Below are 21,815 nucleotides of genomic sequence, written 5' to 3' on the forward strand. Positions count from 1 at the left end.
TCCATTCGTATGATTTGAGATTCCAACATTAATTCTTTTTCGTACATTTGGATAAAATAACATTGAATTAAACATTCATTGTTGTGAAATGTTTCAATTAAATAGAATCAAAGATATTAATTATTATATACTATGAGTAAAAAGAACGTAACTCACAAAACAGACAAGCGGAAAACAAAGAAAGACATAATAAACACAGTAGTCAACTTTTTCAATAGGAACCGGGATGCTTCTTATAGTTACAAACAGGTTGCCGAACAACTTGGCTATAAGAAAGCTGCGGAAAAACAGCTTATAAACAATATCCTTTTCGATCTGGTAGAGGATGCATTTATTATAGAAACAGCCCGTGGTAAATACAAATCGAATACGCACGGCGTATTTCTCGAAGGTACATTCGAAAGGCGGAGCAATGGTAAGAATTTCTTTGTCGCTGACGGCGAGGAAGAAGATTCCCACATATTTGTAGCAGAGAGAAATTCTGCGCATGCAATGGGTGGCGACAGGGTGAAAGTGCAAATGCTGGCCAAACGCAAAGGACGTGATCCCGAAGCCGAAGTTGTAGAAATAATCGAGCGGAAACAAACTTCATTCGTGGGCACGCTGGATGTACAGAAGCAGTTTGCATTCCTGGTGATGGACAGCAAAATACTGGCTAACGATATCTTTATTCCGAAAGATAACCTTAAAGGAGGAAAAGACGGGGACAAAGCCCTGGTTCAGGTTGTGGAATGGCCGCAAAAAGCGAAGAATCCTATAGGGAAAGTACTTGATATACTCGGTCAGGCAGGCGATAATAACACCGAAATGAACGCTATCCTCGCTGAGTATGGCCTGCCGTATAAATACCCCGAAAAGGTAGAGGCTGCCGCAAATAAAATATCCGATGAAATAACAGCGGAGGAAATAGCTAAACGCGAAGACATGAGAGGAACGACAACCTTTACCATAGACCCGCGTGATGCCAAAGACTTTGACGATGCATTATCCGTTAAACAGTTAAAGAACGGCAACTGGGAAATCGGTGTGCATATAGCCGATGTTACCCATTATGTACAGGAAGGTGATATTATAGACAAGGAAGGTGAAAGCCGGGCAACTTCGATCTATCTGGTAGACAGGACTATCCCTATGCTTCCCGAACGTTTGAGTAATAATCTTTGTTCGTTGCGGCCGCATGAAGATAAGCTATGTTACTCTGTCGTTTTTGAACTGGATGATAATGCCAACATTAAAAAACACCGGATAACCCGCACTGTTATTCATTCCGACAGGCGTTTCACCTATGAGGAAGCTCAGGATATAATAGAAACCGGAGAGGGTGATTTTAAAGAAGAAGTGTTGAAGCTAAATGATCTGGCACAGAAACTCCGGGCTAAACGTTTCGAAAACGGAGCCATTGCTTTCGACCGCCACGAAGTCCGTTTCGAAATAGACGAAAAAGGTAAGCCTATCAGCGTATATTTCAAATATGCAAAGGAGTCGAATAAACTTATCGAAGAGTTTATGCTTCTGGCTAACCGTACAGTCGCCGAGTTTGTAGGCAATGTCCCTAAAAATAAAAACGCCAAGACGTTTGTATACCGGATTCACGATATTCCGAACAGCGAAAAAATGGAAAACCTTTCTGAATTTATCCGGCGCTTCGGTTATAAAATCAAGGTGGACGGAACAAAAACCTCCGTATCTAAATCCATCAATCATTTATTGGATGAAGTAAGCGGTAAACCTGAAGAAAATCTTATTTCAACCATTGCTATACGTGCGATGGCAAAGGCGATATACTCAACGGCTAATATTGGCCATTACGGACTGGCTTTCGAATATTATACTCATTTCACGTCTCCGATACGCCGTTATCCGGACATGATGGTTCACCGCCTGCTGACAAGGTATCTCGACGGAGGGCGCAGCGTGAGCAAAACATTATACGAAAGCAAATGTGAACATAGTTCTGAAATGGAGCAACTGGCAGCCAATGCCGAACGGGCTTCTATCAAATACAAACAGGTAGAGTATATGTCGGATAAGCTGGGGCAGGTATTCGAAGCTGTTATCTCCGGTATAACAGAGTGGGGAGTGTATGCGGAGATCAACGAAAATAAATGTGAAGGAATGATTCCTATCCGTGACCTGGATGATGACTTCTACGAATTCGATGAAAAGAACTATTGCCTGCGTGGACGACGCAATAAACGTACATACAGCCTTGGCGATCCTATAAAAATAAAAGTGGCAAGGGCTAACCTGGAACGTAAGCAACTGGATTTTGCCCTGATTGAAGAATAATATTTTACGATCAAAATAATAAAAGAAACAGAAAATGTCTTTAATAAGATATTTTCTGTTTCTTTTATTATCAGGGATAAATAAAAAGTAATGCCTAAACATACAGAATATTTTTGGACATAATGAAAAAAATATTATTTTAGATGCCTGAAGCAAAGAACACAAAAAATATAGAAACACAGAAATTGACACAAAACACATTTATTATTTAATTAAAATCAAACTTTTACTCTATGAACAAGTATTCAATCAAAGCTTTTATCGAAGAAACAGCACAAGACGAGTCGAAAAACGAATTTTTCCAATTGGAAAGCCCTTACATGCTTGAGTTAAACATCAACAACCAGACAGTGATGTTGAAAAAAGGAGCGATGGTAGCATATACCGGAAATGTTAAATTCGTAAGAGAAGGAATGTTAAGCAAAGGTATTGGTAACCTGCTGAAAAAGACTATGTCCGGCGAAGGTACAACAATGATGAAAACATCAGGCGTAGGAAAAGTATATGCTGCTGACTTCGAAAAAAGAGTACGCGTACTGTATATGGAAAACGAGGCTATCAACGTAAATGGTAACGATATCCTTGCACACGAAGAATCTATCAAATCTGAGATCAAAATGATGAAGAGCGTTGCCGGAATTATGGGTGGCGGTTTATTCCAGGCCCGTTTGAGCGGAACAGGACATATCGCTATCACAACTCATGGCAATCCGTTGACACTTATTGTAAAACCCGGACAACCTGTATTTACAGATCCGAATGCTACGGTAGCATGGTCAGGAAACCTTACCCCTACAATGAAAACAGATATCTCCCTGAAAACTCTTGTGGGACGTGGTAGTGGCGAAAGCTTCCAGATGATGTTTGAAGGCGACGGATGGGTGATCGTACAACCATGTGAAGAAGTATACGGCAACCCTCAATAAGAGAAGCTTTATGATATAATCTTCTTACAGAAGGGAAAAGCAGCCAGACAGGCTGCTTTTCTTGTTTTGTAGAGAAAATCTTTATCGTAAAATATGCTCATAGAGCAAGTCAAAGAATCAAATAACTTAAAAACATATTATTAATTTCGCTTTATGGCTTATTTTAATAACTTTGCCCGTATCCATATAATGTAGTAATAAATGAAGAAACCAGTCTTTCTTATTTTGTTTTTGTTATCTGTCTGTAACATTTTTTCTATGGTTCCACAAGATACTACTTTCAGGTATCTGTATCAACTGATAGAAAATAAAGAGACCTATATGTCTCAGAAAGAGAATAAGATATCCGAAATAAGAAAGATGTTTGAGACTCCCGGTATAAATGCCGAGCAGCGCTACAATATAAATCTGAAGCTGTATAATGAATACAAAACATATATTTCAGATTCTGCTATTTTTTATGTCCGGGAAAACAAAGAGATCGCTGAAAATCTTAACCATGCCGACTGGATATACGAATCGCGGCTAGACCTGGTATCTCTTTACTCAATCACAGGAATGTATATCGAATCCATTGATATACTGAAATCGATAAATAATAAAGATCTTCCGGATTGGTTACTGGTTAAATATTACGATTGTTATAAGCAGTTATATAATTATTATTCGTATAATAATCCATATACACTGGTACATGCCGAAAAAAGTAAATTGTACAGGGATTCACTGTTAAATGTTCTGGACAAGGAGTCGAATCACTATAAGATAGTATATGCCGAGAAGCTGGATGATGAAAATAAATTGAACGAAGCGAAGCAAATATTGCAGGATCTTCTGGATAAAACTAAATCCGATACACACGAAAAGGCCGTTCTGGCCTATGCTTTGGCTAATATCTATAAAAAAGAAGGGAATATCGGCCTGCAAAAGCACTATTATGCCATATCTGCTATCTGTGATATAAAGAATGCAATTAAAGAAAATGCTTCGTTGCAAGCCTTGGCTTCGGTACTTTACGAGACCGGAGAGGTGGAGAAAGCTTATGATTGCATAAAATCCTCGATGGAAGACGCCATGTTCTGTAATGCCCGGTTGAGGACATACGAGGTTTCGCAGATATTTCCGATTATAGATTCGGCTTATCAGGAAAATGTGAACAGGCAGAAATCGGAACTCCAGTTATTCCTAATTCTGGTGAGTATATTGTCTGCATTCCTGATCATTGCGGTGATATATGTTTACAGGCAAATGAAACGGGTTGCGCGCATACGTAAAGAGTTATACAGAACCAATGTGAAGCTGAACGAACTGAACAGCGATCTTCAATACACAGTCAGCCAGCTTAATGAAGTGAATAAAGAATTGTCGGACGTTAATAATGAGCTTTCAGAAGCCAATCAGATCAAGGAAGCCTATATCGGTCATTTCCTTGATCTGTGTTCGACATACATAAATAAACTGGAGAAATATCAGAATACCCTTAACAAAAAAGCCGTGGAGAAGAAGCTCGACGAGTTGTATAAGATTCTGAAATCACGGGAAATGATCGACAATGAGTTAAAAGAGCTTTATGAAAACTTCGATAACATATTCCTGCACCTCTATCCCAATTTTGTAGAAGAGTTCAATTCCTTGCTGCTCGAAGAAGAAAGGTTTATCCTGAAACCGAATGAACTATTAAACGTAGAACTTCGCATATTCGCATTAATACGGTTAGGTATTACCGATAGCTCCAAAATTGCACACTTCCTTCACTACTCGGCAAACACCATTTACAGTTACCGTACCAGGGTACGGAATAAAGCGGCCGTACCTCGCGATGAGTTTGAAAATATGGTTATGAAAATAGGAGCGATCAAGAAAAATTAAAAAATACTCCATCTATATTTTTATATGTTATCTGTATCGCTAATGTATTGTATATAAGTATTATATACTTTTTTTCTGTCTATATTTTATCAATGTGAATTTTCTTTAAATGATTGCCCCTCATATTTTTGTATCCGGGAGGTTATATCTCTGTTTCAGTTATGGAAAACTGAGGGAATAATGTTAACCGTATAAATATTAAAATTATTAATCACACAGACCATGAAAAAAAATCAGAAAAAGAAATGGACTTATCTCAACAGAATATGTCTGCTTACCTTGTCTTTGTTCTTTGTGGCCGGTTTATCGGCGCAAAGTCAGAAACAGATTACAGGGACTGTTCTCGATGAAAAAGGAGAGAGCATTATTGGGGCATCGGTTTCAGTGAAAGGAACAACAAACGGGACAATTACGGATATAGACGGCCGGTTCTCTTTGAGTGTTGAAGATAATTCGGTGATAACCATATCATATCTGGGATTTCTTCCCCAGGATATTTCTGTCACAGGAAAAACAGACTTCCGGATCACATTGAAAGAAAATGCCGCATTGCTCGACGAAATAGTTGTTGTCGGTTACGGTGTTGTGAAAAAACGCGACCTGACCGGATCACTTTCTTCTGTCGGAGCAAAGGTCATGCAGGACAAACCCGTATCAAATATTGGAGAAGCTCTTCAGGGACGTGCTGCCGGCGTACAGGTGATTAATTCGGGGGCGCCGGGTAGCAATGTGAGTATCCGTGTCCGTGGGTTAGGTTCGATAAATAATTCCGATCCCCTGTTGGTTATCGACGGAGTTCCCACCGATATGCCACTAAATGCCCTTAATCAGAATGATGTAGAAACCATCGATATTTTGAAAGACGCTTCGGCCACTGCCATTTACGGTTCCCGTGGAGCAAACGGGGTAGTTCTGATCACTACAAAAAAAGGTAAAGACGGAGATGGGGTAATCTCAATAGGAGCAAACTGGGGTATACAGGATGCTACCAGTGTACCCGGGATGTTGAATGCTGCGCAATTCGCCTCTTTGCACAATGAGATGATGGCCAATAATGGTATCGGGCAGCGTCCCGATTTTGCCGATCCGCTTTCGTGGGGTACAGGCACCGATTGGACAGACGCGTTGTTACGTACAGCTTTGATGCAGAATTATTCGGTTTCATACTCAGGTGGAAATGATAAAAGTAATTATTATGTGTCGGGTGGGGTGTTCGACCAGAAAGGTATTGTTATAAATACGTCCTACCGCCGTTATACAATTCAGTTCAATAATGAGTCGAAAGTACGGTCATGGTTGAAATTCGGTAATAATGTGACCTTGAGCCACGATGTGAAGAAGAGCGGTTCATACGATGTGCTCAATACTCTGGCTTCCCTGCCTACGCAGCCTATATTCAATGAAGATGGCACATACTCGGGCCCCGGTACAGAGCCTCAGTTCTATGGCGATCTTCGCAACCCGATCGGTACGGCCAATCTGGACCAAAAGACAACAAAAGGCTATAATATATTAGGCAGCCTGTATGGAGAAGTCACTCTTTTCGATAAAATAATCTATAAAATGACGGGTGGGATCGACTTCAAATTCTGGGATGAGGTAAATTTCTCACCAAAATACGACTGGAAACCCATACCTGTTCCTAACTCGTATCGTAGTGAAAGTTCCAACAAAAGTCTTACTTATCTGTGGGATAACACTGTCACCTATATGGACACATTCAATGAAAAGCATAACCTGAGTATAATGCTGGGTTCCAGTGCTCAGAATAATGTGTACAACTATATGAATGCAAGTATAAAGGAATTCTTGTCGGACAGCAATAACCAGTTGAATAACGGGTTGCTTGACGCTACTGCGGGCGGTAGCAAAAATGAGTGGGCTTTACTTTCATTTTTCGGGCGTGTAAATTATTCGTTCGATAATAAATACCTGTTAACGGCTACAGTTCGCCGCGACGGCACATCACGCATTACTAAAGCCAATCGTTGGGGAACATTCCCTTCTTTCTCGGCTGCGTGGCGTTTGTCGGAAGAATCCTTCTATAAGAAAAATGATATTTTAAGCGACCTTAAAATCCGTTTAGGGTATGGAGTAACAGGTAATCAGGCAGTGCTTGATAATTATGCTGCCGTTACCCGTCTGAAAACTGCTCAGTATGTATTTAATGGTACGCCTGTTTCCACATTATATCCGTTAGTGATGCCAAATCCCGATATAAAATGGGAAACCGTGAAGCAGGCAAATATCGGATTCGATGCAACTTTACTTAACCAGCGTATAAACCTGACTTTCGACGCATACATCAAAAAGACGACCGATATGCTTGTTAGTATGGTTGTGCCGATCACAACCGGATATTCAGATATCTATACGCCTATGATCAATGCCGGAGAAGTGAAGAACACAGGTTGGGAACTGACTGTTTCTTCACAAAATATGAGAGGTGCATTTGAATGGAATACCGACTTTAATGTATCTTATAACAAAAACAAAGTGATAAAACTGAATAATGGTACTCCGATTTATTACGGCTATCAGTCTCATATCGAAGGACGTCCTGTGGGTTCATTCTATGGCTGGGTAACAAACGGATTGTTCCAGAACTGGGATGAGGTAAATAACTATGCCTACCAGTATCAGGGAGCGGATGCGGCAAATGGTACGGCACCCGGTGATATCAAATTTTTGGATATAAACAACGATGGGGTGGTAAACGATTACGACCGTACTTATATAGGAAATCCGACTCCTGCATGGAACTTCTCTATGAATAACAGTTTTTCATATCGTAATTTCGATTTACAGATATTCCTGCAGGGAGTAGCCGGAAATAAGATCTATAATGCAAACAGGGTAACACTTGAAGGTATGTACACGATCAGAAACCAGACTACAAAAGTTCTCGATCGCTGGACAGGTGAAGGCACAAGTAATTCTATCCCCCGGGCTATATACAGTGACCCGAATAAGAATACCCGTAATTCAGACCGCTTTATTGAGGATGGAAAATACCTGCGACTCAAGAACCTGACATTCGGTTATACACTGCCCGCTTCATTGATAAAGAAGGCGTATATCAGTAATCTGCGTGTCTATATGTCGGCACAGAATTTACTGACACTGACAAAATACTCGGGCTTCGATCCTGAAGTGCAGGGCGGGGTTGACAACAGCAATTATCCGCTTACCCGTACTATCAGCTTTGGCGTTGATATCAAGTTCTAACCTAAAAAAGATAAAACGATCATGAAAAAAATAATATATACAGGATTTCTTCTGTTGGCTTACATGCTCACTTCCTGCTCCGGTTTTCTGGACAAAGAACCGTATGAAGACCCTAGTGCGGAAACTATTAACGACGAAGCTTCTGCTATAGCGATGACCAATGCGGCCTACCAGCCGATGCAGCGCCCTAAATTGTATAACATGCGTATCTGGGCGCTCGATATCGTCGCCGGAAACAGTGAGGTCGGGGCCGGAGGGGGTGACGATGGTATAGAGACGATCCAGTTGGCCAACTTTGTGGCAGGCCCCGATAATTTTGCGGCTATCGACCTATGGCGTGGTCCCAATCCCGGAATCCTTTATTGTAATACGGTGCTGGAGAATGTGCCTGCCATGGCGATTAGTGAGGATATAAAGAACAGGTGCATCGGCGAAGCGAAGTTTTTACGGGCAAGCTATTACTTTATCCTTGTCCAGTTATTTGGTGACGTACCTTTGACCCTGACCCCTACAAAACCGGGAGATAACCTGTTCCCAGAACGGGTTAACAAAGACCGGATATATAACGAAGTGATTATCCCCGATCTGCTCGACGCTATCGATCTGCTCCCCCGCCGCGAGGACTATAGTAGTAAAGATCTTGGCCGGGCAAGCAAAGGAGCAGCGGCCGGTATGCTGGCGAAGGTATACCTTACCTTAGGCCAATTTCAGAAAAGTATAGAAATGTGCAACATGGTGGAAACTCTGGGGTATGTTCTTAATCCTGACTACAGTGATTGCTTCGGAGGAGAAGATAAACATAAAAATACTGCCGAATCCTTATTCGAGATACAGTACTACGGGCTGACAAAGGCCGGATTCTGGGACGACGAAAACCAGGCTTGCTGGTTAAGTACTTATATGGGACCCCGCAATTCAGGCTGGGTAGGCGGAGGTTACGGTTGGAATCAGCCGACTCAGGAATTTATCGATCAGTACGAAGACGGGGATTTACGTAAGGATAAAACTGTCCTTTATGAGGGAGGTCCGCTCTTCGATGGTAAGCAGTATAAGAGCTCTATGTCGTCTACCGGATATAATGTGCGAAAATTCCTGGTTCCTCTTTCAGTATCTCCCGATTATAATACAAATTCGGCGAGTATTATTGTACTGCGTTACGCTGATGTGTTGCTGATGAAAGCCGAAGCTCTGAATGAATTGGGAAGCACGGGCGATGCGGAAGAACCGTTATATCAGGTGCGTAAACGCGCCGGACTTACCGACAGAAGCGATGTTGAGGGATTGACTCAGGATGAGATGCGTGACAAAATCCGTCACGAGCGGCGTATAGAACTGGCCTTTGAAGGCCATCGCTGGTTCGATATGATACGCTGGGACAACGGAACCTATGCGCTCGATTTTCTGCATTCGATAGGAAAAGTGAATGCGCAATCGAAACACTTGTTGTTACCTATTCCACAGCAGGAAATAGATTCGAATCCAAATCTAAAACAAAATCCGGGATATTAATCTAAAAAAGGATATAACGATGAAAAAACTATATAATATATTATTCGGAATGTTGCTGGCGCTTCCTTTTCTGATCGTATCGTGTAGCGAAGATTATGCGGAGACCAATCTGGGTGACCAGCCTCTGGTATTGTCTGCCAGTGAATCGACGCTGGTTTTGGATATAACCGCGCCACAAAGCAATGCCGTAACGTTTGAATGGACTCCGGGGTCTAACTTCAATACCAATGCTGCCATAACCTATACTTTCGAGTTGGGACTGAGTGGCTTTACTAAAAGCATACAGGTAGAACTCAGGGAAGGGAAAAATTCGGTATCTTATAAAACTGAAGAGCTCAATGCGATCCTACTGAACGAATTTGGTGCAGGAACTAATGAAGAAGTAGAACTGGAAGCGCGTGTGACGGCTCAGGTGCATAGCGATGGAATCCAGCCACAAGTATCTGAAACGGTAAAATTGAAGGTGGCAAGTTATAAACCGGTATCATCCACGCTTTACCTGATAGGTGGCGCAGCGCCAAATGGCTGGAGTGCTGACGATGCCACAAAGATGAATACGGTCACAGGCGCAGCGGGCGGATTTGTGTGGCAGGGAAAACTGAATGCAGGAGAACTCAAGTTTATCACTACACTTGGCGAATTTCTTCCGTCTTATAATAAGGGAAGCGATGATACGAAATTAGTTTTAAGGGAATCGGATGACGATCCTGATGAGAAATTCACAATTCCGGCAACGGGTGTATATAAAATATCAGCCAATATCATCAGCCTTGCTATCAGTATCGAAGCTTTGGATGCACCTGACTACGGGGAACTATGGTTCGTGGGTAATCCTACGGGATGGAGTTTCAAGCCGATGGCCGCCGATGCATCCGATCCGTTTATTTTCCGTTACAATGCAGACCTTTCGGCTGGTGGTGAATTTAAAATAGCTACGGTTGCCGATTTTGATCCGGGTGTTGTATTCCTTCGTCCTGAAATAAACGGACAAGGCCCAGGTACAGATCTGAATGTAGTGAAATGGTCGGAGAGTGAAAAACCGGGAGGTGAGAATGATTATAAATGGAATATAACAGGAGGGGTATATAAAATAAAGCTTGATACCCGTGATATGAAAATTGATATTGTTGCATTTACACCATATGCTATGATTTATCTGGTCGGGGAAGCTGCGCCTAATGGCTGGAGCATAGATAACGCGACGCCAATGACCGCCGGAAGCGATCCGTACAAATTCACTTGGACAGGTACATTGAAAGAAGGTGAAATGAAATTCACGTGTGACAAGCAAAGCGATTGGAACGGAGCATGGTTTTTAGCCAGCCAGAATGGAATGGAACCGACAGGTGATCAGGAACAAATGATATTTAGTCCGTCAGGGTCTAATCCTGATAATAAATGGAAGATAACCACTGCCGGCACGTATACCATAGAGCTGGATCAATTACAGGAAACAGTTATAATCAAAAAACAATAATGAAACTATAGGTGGTGTTGTCGTCTAATAACGCCACCTTAAAGAAAATATAGTATGAAAAAAATATATTTGTTTATCGTCATGTCTTTTGCTTTGCTTGTCAGTAGTTGCGAAGACTATTACGATACGAAAAATGATCCGGTAATATATGGTGAGACTTATTTTAATGCTGATCTCAGTATTGATAAGGCTTGCTACAAACCCGGCGATAAAGTGCAGTTTACATTGAAGGAAATACCTTCGGGGAATGCGAAAATCCGTTATTCATATCTGGGACAAACTCTTTCGGAGGAAAGCCTGTCTTCAACCTCATGGAGCTGGGTTGCACCTGCCGGAGATTATAGAGGTTATATGGTGTCTATTTATGAAGTAGTTGATGGGAAAGAAAAGATATACCAGAGTATTGCGGTCGATGTATCCTCCGACTGGGCAAAGTTCCCCCGTTACGGATTCTTGTCCTCTTATGGTAAACTATCGGAGACTATTATTCAGAATAATATTAATAATCTGAACAGATATCACATCAACGGGATTCAGTTTTACGACTGGATGTATGACCATCATCGTCCGTTGGCCGGTACGGTGGATAATCCGGCCGCTACATGGCTCGATCTTATGGGGCGTACAAATTATCTGTCAACAGTAAAAGGATATATCGATGCTGCACACAGCAAAGGCATGAAGGCGATGTTCTACAATCTTGCTTTCGGAGCTTTGAGCAATGCCGCGTCTGACGGAGTAAAAGAAGAATGGTACATCTTCAAGGATAAAAACCATTCGGAAAAAGACAATCACCATCTGGATGAGCCTTTCCGTAGCAGCATATATCTGACCAATCCCGCAAATGCCGAATGGCAGGATTATATTGCAGGACGCCATAAGGATGTGTATCAGGTGTTTGACTTTGATGGATACCATATCGACCAGCTAGGAAACCGTGGTACTGTGTACGATTACAGCGGAAATGAAGTGAATCTTGAAAATAGCTATGCATCATTTATTCCGGCAATGAAAGTAGCCAGTCCGGATAAACGGTTGGTGATGAATGCAGTGTCTCAGTACGGGCAGCAGAAAAGTATAGCAAAATCGGATGTCGATTTTTTATATACTGAGGTTTGGGACGAATCTAAATCCTTTGAACAATTGGCACAGGTGATTCTTGACAATAACACGTATAGTGAGAATACAAAACAAACCGTGTTGGCAGCCTATATGAACTACGCTAAATCGGGCAACAAAGGATTTATCAATCTGCCGGGTGTATTGCTTACTAATGCTGTTATATTTTCTTTTGGAGGAGCACATCTTGAACTGGGCGAACATTATCTGGCAAACGAATATTTTCCGAACTCCAATTTACAGATGAAATCGGCGATGAAAGAATCATTGATGTACTATTATGATTTCCTTGTTGCTTACCAAAACCTGTTACGTGACGGGGGAACATTTTCGGCAATAAATGTACAATCTGCCGATGGAAAACTTTCTTTCGAAAACTGGCCTGCATCACAGGGAAGTATAGCTGCGCAGGGAAAAAAGTTTACAGACAGGGATGTTATCCATCTGATAAACTTTACCAATGCCAACTCGATGGAGTGGCGCGATACGAACGGTACACAGAAAGAGCCTGCGCAGGTTGCGGATGCGGCAATCAGGATTACAGTATCTAAAACGGTTTCTAAAGTGTGGCTGGCTTCGCCCGATATGAACGGCGGTGTAGCGCAGAATCTGGAATTTACACAGACGGGAAATGAAGTGGCATTGACATTGCCATCCCTTAAATACTGGAATATGGTTGTGTTGGAATATTAAAGATAAACAGGTAAAAAGTTATGATAAAGAGAGTTTGGTTATTTATCATGGGGTTGGTATTTTCTTCGGCAATCCTGATTGCCGGAGAATGTATCTCCTACACCAAAAAAGGAAATCAGGTAATATTTAACTGTAAGGACGGATCGAAACTGTTGCTGACGATCAATAGCAGTTCGGTGGTTAAGATATGGTTCGATCAGTCGGGTAAATTTATACGAAGTAATGAATCGTTTGCTGTCGTAAATGAAAATCTGGAAAATGTAGGCGAGATAAATGTAAATGACGAGCCCGCCTGCTATGAAATATTCACTTCTAAACTTCGCATCCGGCTGAATAAAGATCCGATGCAATTGCAAATATTCGACAAATGGCAGAAGCTGGTATTCAGTGATTTCAAAGAAAAAGGGCATGAATCCGATTCTAAAAGTGTAAAAGCATACAAAGTATTGCGCAGCGATGAACAGTTTTTCGGGCTCGGTGAAAAAACAGGCCCATTGAACCGCCGTGGACGTTCATATAAAATGTGGAACAGTGACCGTCCTTGTTATAGCGTGACCGAAGACCCGTTGGCTAAAAGTATTCCTTTCTTTATGAGCAGTTACCGTTATGGTATATTTTTAGATAACACATACAAGACAGAATTTAAATTCGGTACCGAATCTGAGGAATATTATTCTTTCGAAGCGCCGGACGGGGCGTTTATCTACTACTTCATTTTTGGTAAAGATTATAAAGATATTCAGGAACAATACATTGCCCTGACAGGGAAACCGATTATGCCACCCAAATGGGCTTTAGGTTTTGCTCAGTCACGCGGGCTCTATACAAAAGAAGCGCAGGCATTGGACGTAGCCGCCGAATTCCGTAAGCGGCAGATACCATGCGATATTATTTATCAGGATATAGGCTGGACACAATATCTCCAGGACTTTGAATGGAGGAAAGGAAACTACACCAATCCGAAAGAAATGCTTAAAACTTTAAAAGGGCAGGGCTTTAAGATGATCGTTTCACAAGACCCTGTTGTTTCACAGGCAAATAAAAAGCAATGGCATGAAGCCGATAAACTGGGCTATTTTGTAAAAGACGTGCGTAACGGCAAATCATATGATATGCCATGGCCTTGGGGCGGAAATTGCGGAGTAGTTGATTTTACCCTACCCGGGGTTGCCGACTGGTGGGGTAAATATCAGCAGAAGCCAATGGATGATGGAATCAGCGGATTCTGGACAGATATGGGCGAACCGGCATGGAGTAACGAGGAAGATATTGACCGCCTGAATATGAAACATCATATAGGTATGCACGATGAGATACACAACGTATATGGCCTTACATGGGATAGAGTAGTGAAAGAACAATTTGATAAGCGTAATCCTAACCGCCGGATATTTCAAATGACACGGTCGGCCTATGCGGGACTCCAACGCTATACTTTCGGGTGGACAAACGACAGTGGAAACGGTAACGATGTGCTTGAAGGTTGGGGACAACTCGAGAATCAGGTAGCAGTCGGCATTTCTGCCGGATTGGGAGGAATCCCTTTCTGGACAACAGATATATCTGGTTATTGTGGCGATATTACCGACTACAAGGCAATGGGTGAATTGTATACCCGCTGGATGCAGTTCGGTATATTCTGCCCGCTGAGCCGTGCGCATCACGAGGGAGATAATGCTGTTGAGCCGTGGATGTTCGGCGATGTGGTGGAGAAAAACAGTAAGGCTGCCATTGAACTGAAATACCAGTTATTCCCGTACTTATATACCTATTCCCGTAAGGCACACGATACAGGTTTGCCTATAACCAGAGGTTTGTTTATGGAATATCCGAACGATGCGGAAGCTGTGAAAATAGATAACCAGTTCATTTTCGGGGAGGAGATTTTAGTGGCTCCTGTCCTGAAAAAAGGCGAGCGGATAAAACGGGTTTATCTGCCTGACGGGGAATGGATTGACTTTAATGATAAAAAGACTGTATATCTGGGTGGACAAACTGTTGCTTACCGTGCGCCATTGGGGGTTATTCCCATCTTTGTAAAGAAAGGCTCCATCATTCCGATGATGCCTGTTATGCAATATATACACGAAAAGAAAGACTATCCGCTGTCTGTCCATATTTTTCCTAACTATGAGGATGAAAGCGCAAGCTTCGAATTATATGAAGACGATGGAGAAAATCTTGATTATCTGAAAGACATTTATTCAAAAACGAAGTTTGTTTGTACGACACAGTCCGGAGGATATGCGACAACCATCGCTCCCGAAAACAAAGGCTTCACACAGTCGGATAAACGCAATATTGTTCTGAAATATCATCTGGAAGAAAAACCTGACACGGTATCAGTTGAAGGGAAAGCGATTCAGAATGTAGAAGAGGGACTTATTTTAGATAAGCAGGAATCCGATTTCACATCTTTGGAATGGTCATGGAATGAAACGACAAAAGAATGTTGGGTAAAGATTCCGGATAGGAGGAAAAGTGTGAATATTATTTTGAAATAATTATCTATAGTCAGTAGAAGCGATCCTTGACATGGATAAAGTTGACAAGTAAACAAGATACAAGTAAACAAGTTTCCTCATCTCATCGGATTTAAACTAAAAATTGTGTCAGGAATGTCAGGTTTTAACAAAACAAGTTTCTCGCAAAGACATAGAGACGCAAAGAATGAAATTGTTAACTGTTCACTGTTGACTGTTCACTGAATGAAGTGTCAGGTTTTGATTAAAAAAGCTGCAAAAGTGTAACATTTGCCTCGCCTTCGCTTCGTTGATTTTCAATTGTCAGATTTTGTTGACAGTAAAGATTTTTAGTTAAAAAGAAAAATGATATAATGAAAAAAATAATCTTTTTATTAGGTTTAAGTGTTTTGTCATGTATGATGATGCAGGCACAGGAATTAAGATCACCGGACGGGAATTTAGTTATGAAATTCTCTGTCCAAAATAAAGGAATACCTGTTTATGAACTAGCTTACAAAGGGAAACAGGTAATAAAACCAAGTAAGCTGGGACTGGAATTGATAGGTAATACCACAAAAGTGGAGTTTGGGGCTGAAATGGATATTAAGTCCGGGAACAAGGATCCCAAGACATCCTTATATGATAACTTCGAAGTGGTTGATACAAAAATGTCAGTTTTTGACGAAACATGGCAACCGGTTTGGGGCGAGACAAAAGATATCCGTACTTATTATAATGAACTGGCTATTACTCTCAGCCAAAAAGGAACTGACAGGCAGATGCTTATCCGTTTTCGCCTGTTCGATGACGGACTAGGTTTCCGTTATGAATTTCCACAACAAAAGAATCTTATATACTTTGTTATCAAAGAAGAAAAAACACAGTTTGCCATGACTGGAGATCATACGGCATTCTGGATTCCGGGTGATTATGATACACAAGAGTATGATTATACAAAATCACGCCTGTCGGAGATCAGAGGATTGATGAAAGGTGCAATTACCCCGAATGCTTCGCAAACACCTTTTTCTCCTACGGGTGTGCAGACAGCTTTACAGTTGAAAACCGATGACGGGATATATATCAATATCCACGAAGCAGCCTTGATCGATTATTCGTGTATGCATCTCAATCTGGATGATAAAAATTTTATATTCGAATCGTGGCTTACTCCTGATGCGAACGGCAATAAAGGCAATATGCAGGCTCCGTGCAACACGCCGTGGCGTACTGTTATTGTAAGCGATGATGCCCGGGATATACTGGCTTCGAATATCACGCTGAATTTGAACGAGCCATGTAAGATAAAAGATACATCATGGATCAAACCGACCAAATATGTTGGTGTATGGTGGGAAATGATCACAGGAAAAAGCGAATGGTCTTACACTTATGACCTGCCAAGTGTGCAACTGGGCATCACCGATTACTCGAAAGTAAAACCGCATGGCCGTCATGGAGCGACAACCGAAAATGTAAAGAAATATATTGACTTTGCTGCCGCACACGGATTCGATGCGGTATTGGTCGAGGGATGGAATATCGGTTGGGAAGACTGGTTCGGGAATTCGAAAGATTATGTATTTGATTTCCTTACTCCTTATCCCGATTTCGATCTTAATGGCATACGTGATTATGCGAAGAGCAAAGGTGTGAAAATGATGATGCACCACGAAACGTCGGCATCTGTCCGCAACTATGAACGTCACCTTGATGCAGCTTATAAAATGATGAACGAAAATGGATATACATCGGTAAAGTCGGGATATGTGGGCGATATGATTCCCCGTGGTGAATATCATTACAGCCAGTGGCTGAACAATCATTACCAGTATGCGATAGAGAAAGCTGCCGAACATAAGATAATGGTGAATGCGCATGAAGCAACCCGGCCTACAGGACTCTGCCGTACATGGCCCAACCTGATAGGAAACGAATCGGCCCGGGGCACAGAATATCAGGCTTTTGGAGGAAGTAAGCCGAACCATGTGACAGTCCTTCCGTTTACACGCCTGATCGGTGGACCTATGGATTATACACCGGGCATATTTGAAATGGATATAGAAAAGATCAATCCGAATAATAAATCGCACGTCAACAGTACACTGGCTAATCAGTTGGCTCTGTATGTGACTATGTACAGTCCGTTGCAAATGGCTGCCGATTTCCCTGAACACTATGAGCGATTTATCGATGCATTTCAGTTTATCAAAGACGTGGCTCTTGATTGGGATGACAGTAGATATCTGGAAGCCGAGCCGGGTGAATATGTCACTGTGGCCCGTAAAGCAAAAGGTACAGATAACTGGTTTATCGGAAATGTCGCAGGAGAAAAAGGTTACACATCTAATATATCTTTTGATTTCCTCGATACTGATAAACAATATATAGCTACCATTTATTCCGATGCTAAAGGCGCTCATTATAAGACCAATCCACAGGCCTATGAGATTCGGAAAATTGTGGTTTCCAATAAATCAAAATTGAAGCAAATGTCGGCTCCCGGTGGAGGGTATGCTATCAGTATTGTTCCTGTTACAGACAAGAACTTGATGAAAGGACTAAGAAAACTATAGTCCTCTGATTAATGCCAATCAGTAGTTGAAATTATGATTGTAATGAATAAATGTTCGTTTCTTTTCTACTACGTGCAATCGAAGATTGCTTGTGTTCCTTTTGCCCAAAGCCACAAAAGGAACCAAAAACGCTTTGGTGGCTCATCCTCCGTGCGACCCGTTACAGGCTCACGGGCTAAATGGAAAGATTGTCCTGTGGACGCTTTCCATTTCACGCCCCTTTCGCCTGACGGGTGCCCCGCACTACGGCTTAATGCCACCGGGCGAAGCCACCTCAAGGTAGGGTAATTCCCTGTCGTGCGTCAGCCTTCCGTGCATAGGTTCCTACGACGGGCACCTGTCCGGTGAAGACGGCGTGAAACCAAATATTGTCTGAGCCGCAGGCGAGTTTATTTGGTTTAGCCGGCAAGCCGTTGACAGGTCGGCGGGGAACCAAGCACTAGCCTTTTGTTTCGTTTTGGGCAATGCCAAAATGAAAAACAAACCCGAAGGGCGCGTTAGTAAAAACGAACATTTAAATCTAACTGCTGATTCGCATTATTAATAATAAAGCCCGAACTTCAGTTCCGGGCTTTACTCTAAATTATATCCTATTTATGATTAAAGCATTTCATTCTTAGCATGTTCTTTTTCGGCTTTAAGTTTATCTTTCTCTGCTTTATATTTTTGCTTCAGGGCTTCTTTTTGAACTTTCTTTTCGTCTTTGCTAAGTGATGTATTGTTTTCAATTGCAGATTTCTCGGCATCGTACTTGTCTTCCAGGGCATCTGCTTTGCTGTCGTAGCCATCCGACACCCCCTTCCTCACATTATCCAGGGATGTGTATTGGCCATGTTTCTTTTCCCACAAGCCAATCTGCTCTTTAGTTAAGATACTTTCTATTTCTTGTTTATGTTTAAGCGCCAGTTCTCTTTTTTTCTGTCCTTTTTCGTATCCCGACAGAGAACGGTCTAGTCCAATCGCTTCGAATTTGGGACCTACTTCCTTTTTGAGTTGTTTAATTTTTGCTATTTGTTCCGATGAAAGCTGTAAATCCCGGTAAGTTTCTATTCCTTTGTAATAATTCTCGTTCTGTGTCGATTGTGCATGCGAGAATAGGGCTAAAGTACTAACTAGTAGTATCAGTAAAACTTTTTTCATAATGTGTTGGTTTGATTAGATAATTAGTTTGTCATTTCTGGTAATAATTTACATAGCTAAGACACTGGCAGTAACGAAAGGTTTTCCTATTTAACTATTTATAACATAAAAATGATATATAACAAAATGAATTTAATAGATACAAATGATATAAATCTCTTGCAGTTCAACCTATTTCCTAGCGAAAGAATATTCCATTTTTCTACTACGATTCAAGGTGGGGTAAGCAAAGGTAGTTATGCTACATTCAATCTTGGATTCTATTCGGGAGACAATCCTGAGAATGTGCATGAAAACCGTTACAGGCTGGAATCGGCAGCAGATGTAGAGCATGGTAATTTATTTATTCCTTACCAGACACATAGTGATAAAATATGCATTATAGATGAAGCTTTCTTATCTCTAAAAGATAACGACAGATACTTAAAGCTGAACGAAGTCGATGCCGTTATTACAGACCGGAAAGGTGTCTGCATTGGTGTAACGACGGCCGATTGTGTCCCTGTGTTAGTATATGATCCGGTGAAAAATATACTGGCAGCAGCGCATGCCGGGTGGAAAGGAACCGTCACTAAAATCGTGTATAAAACGATTCTGGCGATGATGGCGCATTTCGGTTGCGATCCCCGTTCCTTACTGGCAGGAATAGGCCCTTGCATTTCTCAAACGCATTTTGAAGTGGGGGATGAGGTTATCGATACATTTCAAAATGCGGGCTTCCTCATCGATGCTATCGCCTACCGGAATGATGATTCGGGTAAAATGCATATCGATTTGGAAAAGACGAATAAGATGATTTTGACAGAATCGGGTGTTCTTCCCGAAAATATAGAGCTTGCCGGTCTTTGCACTTATTCCAACCCCGGATTGTTCTTCTCTGCCCGCCGCCAGACTATACATTCGGGCAGAATGATAACAGGTGGGGTTTTAAGATAATTATTCGTACTTTTGTTTGTGAAATAAAATGCTTGAAAAATGAAACATCATATATTTTTCCCGCCCGAATGGTATCCTCAGAGCGCTGTACAACTCACGTGGCCGCATGCCGATACCGATTGGGATTATATGCTCGAGGAAGTAAGTGAATGTTATGTGAAGATCGCAGCAGAGATATTGCGAAGACAAAAGCTTATAATTGTTTGCCGTGACGAAGGATTGGTAAAATATCAGTTGCAGGATTATAAAGAATTATTTGATAATCTTACAATCGTGGAACTTTCAACAAACGATACCTGGGCGCGGGATCATAGTGGTATTTCTGTCCTGAAAAACGGAGAAAAATATATCTATGATTTTACATTCAATGGCTGGGGGTTAAAATTTGCTTCCAACTACGACAATCAGATAACCCGGGGACTGTATGCCGCGAAGGTTTTTAAACAGGATGCTGTTTTAGAGAATAAGAAAGATTTTGTTCTCGAAGGAGGAGCCTTGGAATCGGACGGTAAAGGGACGCTATTGACGACCAGTGAATGTTTGCTTTCTCCCAATAGGAACTCTTATCTGTCGAAAGAAGGAATCGAAGACTATCTGAAAGAAACATTCGGGCTCGATCGTGTGCTTTGGCTCGATTACGGGTATATGGACGGAGACGATACCGATAGCCATATAGATACATTGGCCCGTTATTGTGACGAGCATACGATTGCCTACGTAAAATGTAATGATCGGGATGATGAACATTGCGAAGCCCTGAATAAAATGGAAGAGCAGTTGAAAACATTTACAGATTATAAAGGCGATCCGTATAAACTGATTCCCCTGCCGATGGCAAAGGCTGTTTATGATGAAGATAATACCCGCCTGCCCGCTACCTATGCCAATTTTTTAATAATGAACAATGTCGTTCTGCTGCCGTTCTATAATGATAAGGAACGGGATGAAGAAGCGAAAAATCAGTTGCAAAAAGCTTTTCCCGGCAGGGAGGTAATAGGTGTAGATTGCTCTGCGCTCATTCGTCAGCATGGTTCGTTACATTGTATAACCATGCAATATCCGGAAGGATTTATAAACAGTTAACAGCCAACAGTTATCAGTTAACAATATCGTAATTTTGAAAACTTGTTTACTGGTATCTTGTCTACTCGTTAACTAATATTATTTGTAACTATAAAAATATGAAAGATCAGAAAGCTTTATTATTCAGATGTCTACATAATGATGTGCCGGCAATGGTATTCTCGGGAAATGACATTCTTTTCCTGCCTCTGCTGAGACGTTATTATGAAGACGCGAAGGAAGCGGGATGTGATAGGGCGTTTTTGGATGATATATTATTAAGAATAGAAGAGTTTGAAAAACATATCGAGATGTCTCCCGATACCATCAAACTGCCGGATTAATTTGATATTATATTTGCATTTTTTATTGATAACTTTATCTATGTATGAAAGAGTTATAAATAATTGAGTTATAAATAATGAATGAAGAATTCAAGAATGTACTATTTTTACTTTGTGGCTTAGCGTCTTTGCGAGAGGTTTCATTTTCTAATCTTATCATGCTAGAGCGAAGCGAAGCATCT

At 41.5% G+C, this 21,815-nt stretch carries 14 protein-coding genes; 12 read left to right on the top strand and 2 right to left on the bottom strand.

The genetic code is table 11. The features are described 5' to 3' along the window. The first annotated feature begins 132 nt into the window (after positions 1 to 132). The 9 genes from rnr to GGR21_RS14850 all read left to right on the top strand — a co-directional run bounded on the left by rnr (position 133) and on the right by GGR21_RS14850 (position 18,151). Entirely contained in the window at positions 133 to 2,289 is a 2,157-nt protein-coding gene (gene rnr, locus GGR21_RS14810; RefSeq protein WP_183308005.1) for a ribonuclease R, read from the top strand. A gap of 233 nt (positions 2,290 to 2,522) precedes the next feature. Continuing rightward, positions 2,523 to 3,215: an AIM24 family protein gene (locus GGR21_RS14815; RefSeq protein ID WP_183308006.1), complete on the top strand. Its 693-nt coding sequence runs from the start codon at positions 2,523 to 2,525 to the stop codon at positions 3,213 to 3,215. A gap of 258 nt (positions 3,216 to 3,473) precedes the next feature. Next, positions 3,474 to 5,084, top strand: a complete 1,611-nt coding sequence (locus GGR21_RS14820; RefSeq protein ID WP_246348087.1) for a DUF6377 domain-containing protein — start codon at positions 3,474 to 3,476, stop codon at positions 5,082 to 5,084. 222 nt (positions 5,085 to 5,306) lie between these two features. Continuing rightward, on the top strand, positions 5,307 to 8,312 hold the full coding sequence (locus GGR21_RS14825; protein WP_183308008.1) for a SusC/RagA family TonB-linked outer membrane protein: 3,006 nt from the start codon (positions 5,307 to 5,309) through the stop codon (positions 8,310 to 8,312). A gap of 21 nt (positions 8,313 to 8,333) precedes the next feature. After that, positions 8,334 to 9,821 (top strand): RagB/SusD family nutrient uptake outer membrane protein, encoded by a 1,488-nt coding sequence (locus tag GGR21_RS14830; RefSeq protein WP_183308009.1) that lies wholly within the window; start codon positions 8,334 to 8,336, stop codon positions 9,819 to 9,821. Between the two features lie 19 nt (positions 9,822 to 9,840). Beyond that, positions 9,841 to 11,298 (top strand): SusF/SusE family outer membrane protein, encoded by a 1,458-nt coding sequence (locus GGR21_RS14835; RefSeq protein WP_183308010.1) that lies wholly within the window; start codon positions 9,841 to 9,843, stop codon positions 11,296 to 11,298. A gap of 54 nt (positions 11,299 to 11,352) precedes the next feature. Then, the gene (locus GGR21_RS14840; RefSeq protein ID WP_183308011.1) at positions 11,353 to 13,110 is read left to right on the top strand and encodes an endo-dextranase; all 1,758 of its coding nucleotides are present in this window, start codon (positions 11,353 to 11,355) and stop codon (positions 13,108 to 13,110) included. 20 nt (positions 13,111 to 13,130) lie between these two features. Further along, positions 13,131 to 15,614 carry a glycoside hydrolase family 31 protein gene (locus tag GGR21_RS14845; protein ID WP_183308012.1) on the top strand — a complete coding sequence of 828 codons (2,484 nt, stop codon included), beginning with the start codon at positions 13,131 to 13,133 and terminating at the stop codon, positions 15,612 to 15,614. A gap of 332 nt (positions 15,615 to 15,946) precedes the next feature. Beyond that, the gene (locus GGR21_RS14850) at positions 15,947 to 18,151 is read left to right on the top strand and encodes a glycoside hydrolase family 97 protein (protein WP_183308013.1); all 2,205 of its coding nucleotides are present in this window, start codon (positions 15,947 to 15,949) and stop codon (positions 18,149 to 18,151) included. A 68-nt stretch (positions 18,152 to 18,219) separates the two neighbouring features. Here the strand turns inward: GGR21_RS14850 and GGR21_RS14855 are convergent, their stop codons facing one another. Together GGR21_RS14855 and GGR21_RS14860 are read right to left on the bottom strand one after the other, a co-directional pair. Beyond that, positions 18,220 to 18,429 carry a hypothetical protein gene (locus GGR21_RS14855; protein WP_183308014.1) on the bottom strand — a complete coding sequence of 70 codons (210 nt, stop codon included), beginning with the start codon at positions 18,427 to 18,429 and terminating at the stop codon, positions 18,220 to 18,222. A 322-nt stretch (positions 18,430 to 18,751) separates the two neighbouring features. Then, the gene (locus tag GGR21_RS14860; RefSeq protein WP_183308015.1) at positions 18,752 to 19,291 is read right to left on the bottom strand and encodes a hypothetical protein; all 540 of its coding nucleotides are present in this window, start codon (positions 19,289 to 19,291) and stop codon (positions 18,752 to 18,754) included. Positions 19,292 to 19,417: 126 nt separating this feature from the next. Between GGR21_RS14860 and pgeF the strand changes: the two genes are divergently transcribed. The 3 genes from pgeF to GGR21_RS14875 all read left to right on the top strand — a co-directional run bounded on the left by pgeF (position 19,418) and on the right by GGR21_RS14875 (position 21,633). Then, positions 19,418 to 20,227, top strand: a complete 810-nt coding sequence (pgeF, locus tag GGR21_RS14865) for a peptidoglycan editing factor PgeF (RefSeq protein WP_183308016.1) — start codon at positions 19,418 to 19,420, stop codon at positions 20,225 to 20,227. A gap of 39 nt (positions 20,228 to 20,266) precedes the next feature. Further along, positions 20,267 to 21,310 carry an agmatine deiminase family protein gene (locus GGR21_RS14870; RefSeq protein WP_183308017.1) on the top strand — a complete coding sequence of 348 codons (1,044 nt, stop codon included), beginning with the start codon at positions 20,267 to 20,269 and terminating at the stop codon, positions 21,308 to 21,310. Positions 21,311 to 21,408: 98 nt separating this feature from the next. Further along, a complete protein-coding gene (locus tag GGR21_RS14875; RefSeq protein WP_183308018.1) occupies positions 21,409 to 21,633 on the top strand; it encodes a hypothetical protein in 225 nt (74 codons plus the stop codon). The last annotated feature ends 182 nt before the right edge of the window (positions 21,634 to 21,815 follow it).

Source organism: Dysgonomonas hofstadii, assembly GCF_014196915.1.
In the GTDB taxonomy this organism is placed as follows: Bacteria; Bacteroidota; Bacteroidia; order Bacteroidales; family Dysgonomonadaceae; genus Dysgonomonas; species Dysgonomonas hofstadii.